The following is a 227-nucleotide window of genomic DNA, read 5'->3' as shown; positions in this document are numbered from 1 at the left end:
TGAAAGGCAACTCAAGTTCGGTGGATTCACTTCCATAAATAACAGCTTGAGTTGTTTTTATCTCCTACAATTGCCACGCAGTGTAAACCAAAAATCTTTATATTGTGTGTGAAGATGTTGTCAGTGTGAAAGGCAACTCAAGTTCGGTGGTGACTTAGCTTGAGTTGTTTTTATTCCCCTACAATTGCCACGCAGTGTAAACCAAGAATCTTTATATTGTGTGTGAA

Origin of the sequence: Pseudoalteromonas sp. UBA6610 (assembly GCF_002433295.1) — a bacterium.
Taxonomy (GTDB): Bacteria; Pseudomonadota; Gammaproteobacteria; order Enterobacterales; family Alteromonadaceae; genus Pseudoalteromonas; species Pseudoalteromonas atlantica.
Note: the sequence above shows the minus strand (reverse complement) of the source record.